Origin of the sequence: Kytococcus schroeteri, from assembly GCF_042433515.1 — a bacterium.
In the GTDB taxonomy this organism is placed as follows: Bacteria; Actinomycetota; Actinomycetes; order Actinomycetales; family Dermatophilaceae; genus Kytococcus; species Kytococcus schroeteri.
Map to the genome: position 1 here is coordinate 1 of NZ_JBHLVH010000027.1, position 9976 is coordinate 9976.

At 71.4% G+C, this 9976-nt stretch carries 12 protein-coding genes; 6 read left to right on the forward strand and 6 right to left on the reverse strand.

The window, feature by feature from the left end:
• Positions 1-152: 152 nt before the first annotated feature.
• Together xseA and ACFFHC_RS10200 are read left to right on the forward strand one after the other, a co-directional pair.
• Positions 153-1394, forward strand: coding sequence for an exodeoxyribonuclease VII large subunit (xseA, locus tag ACFFHC_RS10195; protein ID WP_070703425.1), 1242 nt, complete (start codon positions 153-155; stop codon positions 1392-1394).
• A gap of 94 nt (positions 1395-1488) precedes the next feature.
• Positions 1489-1815, forward strand: a complete 327-nt coding sequence (locus tag ACFFHC_RS10200) for an exodeoxyribonuclease VII small subunit (protein WP_070703420.1) — start codon at positions 1489-1491, stop codon at positions 1813-1815.
• Here ACFFHC_RS10200 and ACFFHC_RS10205 read toward each other — a convergent pair.
• Complete coding sequence (locus tag ACFFHC_RS10205; RefSeq protein ID WP_168168405.1) at positions 1788-2405, reverse strand: DUF4245 family protein; 618 nt, start codon at positions 2403-2405, stop codon at positions 1788-1790. The two genes, ACFFHC_RS10200 and ACFFHC_RS10205, sit on opposite strands and share 28 nt — an antisense overlap.
• Positions 2406-2493: 88 nt before the next feature.
• Here ACFFHC_RS10205 and glpX point away from each other — a divergent pair, with 88 nt between their 5' ends.
• Positions 2494-3480 carry a class II fructose-bisphosphatase gene (glpX, locus tag ACFFHC_RS10210; RefSeq protein ID WP_070703418.1) on the forward strand — a complete coding sequence of 329 codons (987 nt, stop codon included), beginning with the start codon at positions 2494-2496 and terminating at the stop codon, positions 3478-3480.
• Between the two features lie 71 nt (positions 3481-3551).
• Positions 3552-4166 (forward strand): carbonic anhydrase, encoded by a 615-nt coding sequence (locus ACFFHC_RS10215; RefSeq protein ID WP_180802192.1) that lies wholly within the window; start codon positions 3552-3554, stop codon positions 4164-4166.
• A 71-nt stretch (positions 4167-4237) separates the two neighbouring features.
• Here the strand turns inward: ACFFHC_RS10215 and ACFFHC_RS10220 are convergent, their stop codons facing one another.
• From ACFFHC_RS10220 to rplM, 4 genes are all read right to left on the reverse strand, one after another.
• Complete coding sequence (locus ACFFHC_RS10220; protein ID WP_379805183.1) at positions 4238-4486, reverse strand: hypothetical protein; 249 nt, start codon at positions 4484-4486, stop codon at positions 4238-4240.
• A 118-nt stretch (positions 4487-4604) separates the two neighbouring features.
• The gene (gene glmM / locus ACFFHC_RS10225) at positions 4605-5996 is read right to left on the reverse strand and encodes a phosphoglucosamine mutase (protein ID WP_379805186.1); all 1392 of its coding nucleotides are present in this window, start codon (positions 5994-5996) and stop codon (positions 4605-4607) included.
• Between the two features lie 133 nt (positions 5997-6129).
• Complete coding sequence (gene rpsI / locus ACFFHC_RS10230; RefSeq protein WP_379805189.1) at positions 6130-6639, reverse strand: 30S ribosomal protein S9; 510 nt, start codon at positions 6637-6639, stop codon at positions 6130-6132.
• 41 nt (positions 6640-6680) lie between these two features.
• Positions 6681-7130, reverse strand: coding sequence for a 50S ribosomal protein L13 (rplM, locus tag ACFFHC_RS10235; RefSeq protein WP_141494170.1), 450 nt, complete (start codon positions 7128-7130; stop codon positions 6681-6683).
• 257 nt (positions 7131-7387) lie between these two features.
• Here rplM and ACFFHC_RS10240 point away from each other — a divergent pair, with 257 nt between their 5' ends.
• Positions 7388-7930, forward strand: coding sequence for an ArsR/SmtB family transcription factor (locus tag ACFFHC_RS10240; protein WP_379805193.1), 543 nt, complete (start codon positions 7388-7390; stop codon positions 7928-7930).
• 76 nt (positions 7931-8006) lie between these two features.
• On the opposite strand, the gene ACFFHC_RS10245 is transcribed toward ACFFHC_RS10240, so the two are convergent.
• Entirely contained in the window at positions 8007-8624 is a 618-nt protein-coding gene (locus ACFFHC_RS10245; protein WP_379805196.1) for a hypothetical protein, read from the reverse strand.
• 393 nt (positions 8625-9017) lie between these two features.
• Here ACFFHC_RS10245 and ACFFHC_RS10250 point away from each other — a divergent pair, with 393 nt between their 5' ends.
• Positions 9018-9941 (forward strand): hypothetical protein, encoded by a 924-nt coding sequence (locus ACFFHC_RS10250; RefSeq protein WP_379805199.1) that lies wholly within the window; start codon positions 9018-9020, stop codon positions 9939-9941.
• Positions 9942-9976: the final 35 nt, after the last annotated feature.

Genomic DNA, 9976 nt, shown 5'->3' on the forward strand with positions numbered 1-9976 from the left:
ACTCTCGCAACAGGAGGCCTTCACCTGTCAGCGAGTCACGCAACAACGTCCCTGGACATCACATCTAGGCGTCGCCCCGGTGCGCCGACAGTCCACCGGCCGCCGCGGTGCGGTGACCGGCCGGCGAGGACCTGCGGCCTAGGGTGGCCGCCATGAGCCAGCCCCCGCAGGCGCTGCCGGAGAAGGCCGCCCAGACCACGCCCGACCAGCCGTGGCCGCTGCGCACCCTGTCGCGCAAGGTCGACGAGTACGTCGACCGGATGTCGCCACTGTGGGTCGAGGGTCAGCTCGTGGAGCTGTCTCGCCGGCAGGGCGCCAAGCTGGTGTGGATGACCCTGCGCGACGTGGACGCAGACCTCTCGATGCGTGTCATGGCCCCCGTGGGCGTGGTCGATGCGGTGCAACCGGCGCTGCAGCAGGGGGCTCGCGTGGTCATGCACGCCAAGCCGCGCTTCTACCCCAAGAACGGCTCGCTCAGCCTGTTCTGCAAGAGCATCCGCCACGTGGGCGTGGGCGAGCTGCTGGCACGGGTGGAGCGGCTGAAGCAACAGCTCACCGCCGAGGGCGTCTTCGATGCCGGCCGCAAGCGCCCGCTGCCCTTCCTCCCCCGCCGCGTCGGCCTGGTGTGCGGGCGCAACTCCGCCGCGGAGAAGGACGTGGTGGAGAACGCGCGGCGCCGCTGGCCCACCGTGCAGTTCGTCATCCAGAACGTGCCGGTGCAGGGGCCGCAGGCGGTCACGGCCGTCATCGCCGCCCTGGAGGAGCTGCAGCGCACGCCGCAGGTGGACGTCGTCGTCATCGCCCGCGGTGGTGGCTCGTTCGAGGACCTGCTGCCGTTCAGCAACGAGGCCATGGTGCGTGCGGTGGCCGCCTGCCCCGTGCCCACGGTGAGCGCCATCGGGCACGACGTGGACAACCCCCTGCTCGACCTCGTGGCCGACGTGCGCGCCTCCACCCCCACCGACGCCGCCAAGCTGGTGGTGCCCGACGCGGCGCACGAGCGCCAGGGCGTCACCCAGGGACGCGAGCGCCTGCGCCGCGCGCTGACCGGCCGGTTGCAGCGGGAACGGCACGGCCTGGAGGCCACGCGCGCCCGCCCGGTGCTGGCCGACCCCATCACCATGGTGAGCCGCCCGCGCGCCGAGCTCGAGGCCGTCGGCGAGCGGGGACGGGCCGCGGTGCGCCGGCGGCTGGCCTCGGAGGAGCAGCGCATCACCTCCACCCGCGGCCACCTCCGGGCGCTGAGCCCACTGGGCACCCTCGAGCGCGGCTACTCGGTGCTGCGCACGCAGGACGGCCGTGTGGTCACCTCGCGCGAGGAGGTGGAGGCCGACCAGCTGCTGCGCGTCACCGTGGCCGACGGCGACTTCGCCGCCCGGGTGGTCGGTGGATGACACCACCGGACGACACCCGCCCCACACCCCGTCCCGGGGCCACGCCCCTGTACGACCCGACGACCACGCACCCCACCCCGCCAGGAGGCACCCGATGAGCCCGACCGAGACCCCCGAGACCGACGGCACCCCCACCGAGGACGCACGCCCCGAGGTGTCCTCCCTCACCTACGAGCAGGCCCGCGAGGAGCTCGTGGGCATCGTGGCCACCCTCGAGCGCGGCGAGCGCCCGCTGGAGGAGGCCATGGAGCTGTGGGAGCGCGGCGAGGCACTGGCCGACCACTGCGCCTCGTGGCTCGACGCTGCCCAGCAGCGCATCACGGACCGGGTCGAGGCCCGGGAGGCCGCGCAGGCCGAGGACACCGGGGAGGCCCCGGCCGCAGGTGGCGCCGGTCAGTCGGAGGCCGACGCCGAGGACTGAGCCCGCGGGGCGCCGTCGAAGCGCAGCGCCTCCACGAGGGCCCGCAACTCGTCCTCCGAGGCGTCGCCGCTGACCACCACGGCCGAGTCGTCCGGGGCGTCCAGCAGCACGGCACCACGCCGCTCGGGGTCCGGGCGCAGCGTGGTACGCCAGGTGCGGCCGTCGGCCTCGATCTCCCCCTGGTACTCGCCGGTGCCGGTCTTGCCCTCGGCCCACGGCACCAGGCCGGCGCGCTCCCCCTCAGGGCCGAGCAGGCGCTGGTCGAGGCTCAGGTGACGCCCCTGCGGGGTGCCGAAGGTCACGTGCCAGGTCTTGTCGGTGCCGTCTGTGCGCAGCTGGGCGTGCGTGGCGCGCCACTCCCCGGACAGCCCCACGGCCTCCACGATGTCGCGGCCGGTCTCGCGCTCTGTGGTGGCGGTCTGCTGCCGCACGTCCACGGTCCGCTCGGGCACCCGGTCGGGCATGGCCACCATCGCCCACCAGACGAGCACGATGGCCACCACGATGAGCGAGGACCACAGCATGCTGCGCCAGGACCCCATCCCACGACGACGAGGAGGGGGCGAGGGCTGCACGGCGGGGTCGGTCATGCCGCGCATTCTCCCACCGCTGACGCGTTAGGCTCACGGGGCCCCGGGTCACCGCCGACGCGTGGGTGACGACGTCCCAGGAGAGTTCATGACCACCACGTCCACGTCCCCGCTGCGCGCCGACCGCAACCTGGCCATGGAGCTGGTCCGCGTCACCGAGGCGGCCTCCATCGCCGGCGCCCGCTGGGTGGGCCGCGGCGAGAAGAACACCGCCGACGGCGCCGCCGTGGCCGCCATGCGCGAGATGATCGCGACCGTCTCGATGAATGGCGTGGTCGTCATCGGCGAGGGCGAGAAGGACAACGCCCCCATGCTCTACAACGGCGAGCGCGTGGGCGACGGCTCCGGCGCCGAGGTGGACGTGGCCGTGGACCCCATCGACGGCACCACGCTGACCGCCAAGGGCATGCCCAACGCGGTGTCCGTGCTGGCCGTGGCCGAGCGCGGCGCGATGTACGACCCGAGCGCCGTGTTCTACATGGAGAAGATCGCCGTCGGCCCGCAGGCCAAGGGGTCCATCGACATCACCGCCTCCACCGGCGACAACGTGCGCGCCGTGGCCAGGGCCCTGGGAAAGCAGGTCGAGGACGTCACCGTGGTGGTGCTCGACCGCCCCCGCCACGACCAGCTCGTGGCCGAGATCCGCGAGGCCGGTGCCCGCATCCGCTTCATCTCCGACGGCGACGTGGCCGGCGCCATCATGGCCGCCCGCCCCGAGTCCGGCATCGACCTGCTCATGGGCATTGGCGGCACCCCGGAGGGCATCATCGCCGCGTGCGCCATGAAGTGCATGGGTGGCGAGATCCAGGGCCGCCTGTGGCCGCAGGACGACGCCGAGCGCCAGAAGGCCCTCGACGCCGGCCTCGACCTGGACGCCGTGCTCACCACCGAGCAGCTGGTCACCGGGGACTGCTACTTCGTCGCCACCGGCATCACCGACGGCGAGCTGCTGGACGGCGTCCGCTTCGGCACCGACGGCGCCCGCACCCACTCCCTGGTGATGCGCTCGGCCTCCGGCACCCTGCGCGAGGTCGTGGGCGACCACCGCCTGCAGAAGGTCGCCGAGGTCCTCTGACGCAGGCCCCGGGGCCCGACGCCGGGCCCCGAGCGCGACTCCTCCCAGCATCGCGTGGTGGGATGACCCCCATGCGCATCGACGACCCGACTCCCGCCCAGGCGTGGAAGATCATGCTCGAGGGCAACGCCCGCTTCGTGGCCGACTCGCCCCTGCACCCCAACCAGGACGCCGCGCGGCGCGCCACGCAGAGCCACGGGCAGGCCCCCTTCGCCACCGTCTTCGGCTGCGCGGACTCCCGGGTGGCCGCGGAGATGATCTTCGACCGCGGCATCGGCGACCTCTTCGTCACGCGCACCGCGGGCCAGATCCTCGACTCCTCGGTGCTGGGCACCCTCGAGTTCGGCAGCCACGTGCTGGACATCCCCCTCATCGTGGTGCTCGGGCACGACTCGTGCGGCGCGGTGAAGGCCGCCATGACCGCGCACGCCAGCGGCGACATGCCCCCCGGCCACCTCTCCGACGTGGTGCAGAAGGTGACCCCGAGCGTGCTGACGGCCCACCGCCAGCAGGTCACCGACGCGCGCGGGATCATGGAGCAGCACGTGGCCGCCACGGTGGACCTGCTGCCCGAGCGTTCCCGCCTCATCGGCGAGCGCCTGGAGTCCGGCACCCTAGGCATCGTCGGGGCGGCCTACGACCTGGCCAACGGCACGGTCCGCGTGGTGGCCCAGCACGGTCTCTGAGAAGGGACCGTGGAACGAGTGAGCCCCCTCCACCCACTGGGTGGAGGGGGCTCACTCGTGCGGGATCTGACTCAGAAGCCCTTGCCGTTGTTGTCGTACACCGCGAGGTTGTTGTCGGTTTTCGGGCCCACCACGCCACCGAGGGACTCCACACGGATGGAGACGCTGTCACGCTCGGCGGGAGCGAACCAGTGGGCGTCGGGCCAGATGAAGTCGGCGTTCGCCCACGCGGCCATCGGACGGGTCAGGGTGATGCGGTAGACACCACACCCGCAGAACACGTACTCGCCCCCGAAGGGGTCGAATATGATCCGAGACACGCGCCATGGTGGTGAAATCCCTTGCGCGCGTGAGTGACACGTCACGACGGGTGGCGCGGTGGATGCAGGGGCGCACCGGTCGCGACGGGGACCGGTGCACCCCTGTCGACGACCCGGATCAGAGGGCGAGCGCGCTGCGCACCACGTCCGCGAGCTGCTCGGCCCTGGCCGCAGCGAGGTCCTGCGTGGGTGCCTCCACCATCACCCGGACCACGGGCTCGGTGCCGGACTTTCGCAGCAGCACACGCCCGCCGGCGCCCAGCTCGGCCTCCACCTCGGCCACGGCGGCAGCGACCGTGGGGTCACCCTCGAGGCGCTCCTTGTCCACGCCCTGCACGTTGATGAGCGTCTGCGGCAGCAGCTGCATGCACGCGGCCAGCTCGGCCAGCGGCGTGCGCGTCTCGGCCACCCGCGCCGCCAGCATGAGCCCGGTCAGCACACCGTCACCCGTGGTGCCGTGGTCGAGCAGGATCACGTGGCCGGACTGCTCACCGCCCAGGGTGTGCCCACCGGCACGCATGTCCTCCAGCACGTAGCGGTCCCCCACCTTGGAGCGCACCACCTGGATGCCGGCGGCCTCCATGGCCTGCACCAGCCCCTGGTTGCTCATGACGGTGGCCACGAGGGTGTCGTTGGCCAGCGCACCGCGGTCCTTCAGGGACAGCGCCAGCAGCGCCATCACCTGGTCGCCGGTCACCTCGTTGCCCTCGGCGTCCACGGCCAGGCAGCGGTCGGCGTCCCCGTCGAAGGCCACACCGAAGTCGGCGCCGTAGGCGGGCACGGCGGCCTGCAGCGGGCCCAGGTGGGTGGACCCGCAGCCGTCGTTGATGTTCAGGCCGTCCGGGGCGTTGCCGATGACGGTCACCTTGGCCCCGGCCTCACGGAAGGCGCGGGGGCCGACCTCGCTGGCCGCACCGTTGGCTGCGTCGATCACCACGTGCAGGCCGTCGAGGCGGTTGGGCAGGGCTGCCAGCAGGTGCTCCACGTAGGCGTCGGCGCCGCGCTCGTAGGGCAGCACGCGCCCCACGCGGGCCCCGGTGGGGCGGTCCCACTGCTCGCCCATGCCCGCCTCGATGCGGTCCTCCATCTCGTCGGGGAGCTTGTAGCCGCCCTCGGCGAAGAACTTGATGCCGTTGTCCGGCATCGGGTTGTGGGAGGCCGACAGCATGGCCCCCAGGGAGGCGTGCGTGGTCTTGGTGAGGAAGGCGATGGCCGGGGTGGGCAGCACGCCGGCGTCGTACACGTCCAGGCCCGCCGAGGCGAGGCCGGCGACCGTGGCCGCGCTCAGGAACTCGCCGCTGGCACGCGGGTCGCGCCCCACGATGGCGTGGGCGCGCACCGAGTGCTCGGGGTCCTCCGCGGCGCTGGCGGCAGGCACCGAGGGGCCGGAGGCATCCGCCGAGGAGAGGACCTCCCGGGCCGCGGAGAGGGACAGGCCGAGGGCGAGCTCGGGCGTGATGTCGGCGTTCGCCAGTCCGCGAGCGCCGTCGGTTCCGAAGAGTCGAGGCATGTCCGGCACTGTACCGACGCGAGCAGGCAGTTCACGGTCCACCAGCCCGTGGCGGGCTTCACAGGCAGGGGGTACGCAGGCACGACGAAGGGCCCCCACCGCAGCGGAGGCCCTTCGAGGTGGTGCCGGGTGGTCAGCGCTTGCTGAACTGCGAGGCCTTGCGGGCCTTCTTGAGACCGGCCTTCTTGCGCTCGGTCGCACGCGGGTCACGCGTGAGGAAGCCGGCCTTCTTGAGGGCCGGGCGGTTGAGCTCGGTGTCGATCTCGTTCAGCGCGCGGGCCACACCCAGACGGACGGCGCCGGCCTGGCCGGACTTGCCGCCGCCGTGGACGCGCACCATCACGTCGAACTGACCGGCGAGCTCCAGCAGGGTCAGCGGGTCGTTGACCTCCTGCTGGTGCAGCTTGTTGGGGAAGTACTCCTCCAGGGAGGAGCCGTTCACGGTCCACTGGCCGGAGCCCGGAACGAGGCGCACGCGGGCCACGGCCTGCTTGCGTCGGCCCAGGCCGGCGCCGGGGCCGGAGGCCATCGGACGGCGCTCGGCACCCTCCTCGGTGGCCACCGGGGCGGACTCGGAGGTGTAGGACGCCATCGGGGCCTCGTCGGCCTCGACGGCGGTGTTCTCGGTGGTGTTCTCAGCCACGGGTTTCTCCTTGGTCGCTTCTCTGCGCAGGGCCCGTGGCCTTACTGCGCCACCTGGGTGATCTCGAACGGCTGGGGCTGCTGCGCGGCGTGCGGGTGCTCGGCGCCGGCGTAGACCTTCAGCTTGCTGATCTGGGCGCGGCCCAGACGGTTCTTGGGCAGCATGCCGGCGATGGCCTTCTCGACCGCACGGGTCGGGTGCTTCTCGAGCATCTCGGCGTAGGTCTCGGAGCGGAGGCCGCCCGGGAAGCCGGAGTGGCGGTAGGCACGCTTCTGGGCCAGCTTGGCGCCCGTCAGGGCCACCTTCTCGGCGTTGATGATGATGACGAAGTCACCGGTGTCGACGTGGGGGGCGAAGTTCGCCTTGTGCTTGCCGCGCAGCAGGGCTGCGGCGTGGCTCGCCAGGCGACCGAGCACCACGTCGGTGGCGTCGATGACCAGCCACTTGCGGTCAGCCAGGATCTCCGGCTGCTTCGGGGTGTGGGTACGCATGAATCGCACTTTCTTCACGAGGGTTCTGGCGGTGGGTGGTCACGGCGCGATGCCGGTCCATCCGTCTGTGCGGGCAGCCGCCCGGTCGGGGTGACCGACCTCCCGGCTGCGAACCGACCCACAAGTTTACGGGGCGCACACCACGCAGCCAAACGCGCACACTCGGCCAGGATTCCGCACCCCGCAGCGGAATTCTGCAGCCACACCCATCGACAGGCGCCCAGTGCAGAGACTTTGTGCAGAGGTATTCTGCACCCATGGCCGTCGACCGCTCTGCCCTCGCCCACCCGGTGCGCAGCCGCATCGTGGCCCACCTGCGCACCCACGGCCCCGGAACCTCCGCAGACCTCGCCCGCGCCCTGGACACGAGCACCGGGGTGACCAGCTACCACCTGCGCCTGCTGGCCGAGGCAGGGCTCGTGCAGGACGAGCCCGGATCCGGCCGCCGGCGCACGTGGCGCCTGACGCCCCCCTCCGCCGACGGGACCACCCCCGCACAGGCCCCCGAGGACGACGACGCACAGGCCCTGGACACCTGGCTCGAGCACGACCTGGTCGACCTCTTCGCCACCCGTGCGCACGCACACGTCGAGGCCCGCGCCGCCGGTACCGACGGGCGCCCCGGGCCCCACGACGCCTGGAGCCACCTGCAGGACGACGCCGTGCTAGTGAGCGCCGACCAGGCAGTCGCCCTGCGCGCCGAGCTGGACGCCGTGCTGCAGCGCTACCGCCGCCTCGGCCAGGGGACCCCCGGCGCCCGCCGGGTGGTGGCCTGGACCGCCCTGCTGCCGGTGGACTGAACTCGACACGGAACGCGGGTGGGGCCCCGTCGCCGAAGCGACGGGACCCCACCTGCCGGAGCGTCGGGAGAACGCCTCAGGCAGCCACGAAGGTCGGGTTGCCCATCGACACCACGGCACCGTTGGTGTAGCCGTCGGTCTGCGTGTACTGCATGGTGACCATGCACGTGTGCAGCGAGCCGTCGGGGGCGGTGTAGGAGAGCTCCATCGGGATGTTGACGACGGCACCCACCCACAGGTCGGGCTTGATGGTGCCCACGGAGCCCTTGCCCCAGTTGATCGTGAAGCTGGAGTCCCAGCCGGTCTGCGCGATGCCGGACAGGACGTTGCCCAGCGTCACGGAGCCGGACACGGTACGACCGTCGGACAGCGTCGCCGTCGGGGCCGGGATGTAGGCCTCGCCTGCGGTGTTGTGCAGCTTGAAGGTGACCGAGCCCCGGTAGTTGCAGGTGGAACGCAGGCCGATGTTGTGCGAGTTGGAGATCGGGATGACCGCACCACCGGTGGTGCCGTAGGTCCGGGCACCCACGATCTCCCAGGAGGCGGCGGTACCGGAGCAGTCACCGGCGTTGAGCTGCTCGTCGGTCATGGTGCAGGTCTGCGAGGCGGCGACGGCCGGCGCGGAGGCGGCGACGGCGACGGCCGGGACGGACCAGGCAGCACCCTTGGCGAGGGAGCGGCGGGAGACGGTCATGGACTCTTCCTTTCGTGCGCGGTCCCCTCGGCGGCGCCGAGGGGACCGGAGGTCTGTGGCACTGCCGAACGTAACTTTTCACAGCACGGGAAATAGCGATCCGACAGGGACTTCCGCATCATTACGTCGGGCATGTGATGCAACTTCCTTTTGAATGCTCGGTGCGCCATGTTTCACGAAGTAGCGAAACTGTTCATTACTCCAACCTGCCACAGGGAGAGGACTATTCATCGGGCATACCTGTGTCGCTCCGGGTCGGCGCCACCGAGCCACCGACCCCTCGCGACGATGCGGACCATCTGCACGCGAGCTTGCACCAGCAAGGATCCCCGAAATGCGTTTTACTGTCCCCGTGGCAACTGCCACCTCCGAACCTGATCCCAAGGGGAAGTCATGACCAACCAGACCTCCGGCATCTCCCGCCGGTCCATCGCCAAGGGCGCCGCCTGGTCCGTCCCGGCCGTCGCCGTCGCCGCTTCCGCCCCGGCCGTCGCCGCCTCCTGCACCATCCCGGCCGACACCATCGCCGGCCAGGTCGACGCCAACTTCACCGCCTACAAGGACACCCTCGCCCAGGTCGTCACGCAGTGCGGCGCCAACCCCAAGTTCGCCATCTGGTACGACGGCGCCGGCGGCTCGAACGGCTTCCTGCAGAACTCGACCATCAACGCCCGCAACATCTCGGGCTGCGCCATCGACACCACCCGGTACCCGCTGAACTTCCGCATCGACGTGAAGAACCTGACGGGCAACATCACCACCGACCGTCGCGGCTTCTCGATGTCCACTGGCTACGGTTCGTTCGAGAACATCGCCCACCCTGGCAAGCCGGTCGCCTCCGTCGGCGCCAACGCCAGGGACTTCACCCAGCCCGACGCCAGCGGTGTCTACTCCATCCTCTTCCGCGCCAACAAGGACCGCGGCGTGGCGACCAACGAGGACATCGACATCAACTTCCAGTGGCTCGACGGCACCACCAAGCCCGACGGCACCGGCACCCAGCCGCGCATCCAGGCCACCTACCAGCTCGTGCCGTTGGGCTTCGCCCCGCCCACGCTGGAGAAGGTCCTGGCCGACCTGGGCATTACCACGGCGGACCCGTGCTACGCCAACTACGTGGCGGCCTACGAGGCCCGCTACCAGCAGTGGATCACCAACGGCGAGGGCTGCCAGGGCGTCAAGTGGAACGTCGCCACCGACGTGACCGCCACCCGCTACGGCCGCGGCGGTTACACCCTCACCCCGATCACCTGCGGCACGAGCATGTTCGCCTACAAGAGCCGCGACTTCACCCCCTCGCACGACGGCATCTACTGATCGCCTGACTCCTCCGCGATGGTCGGAAGGCCCCG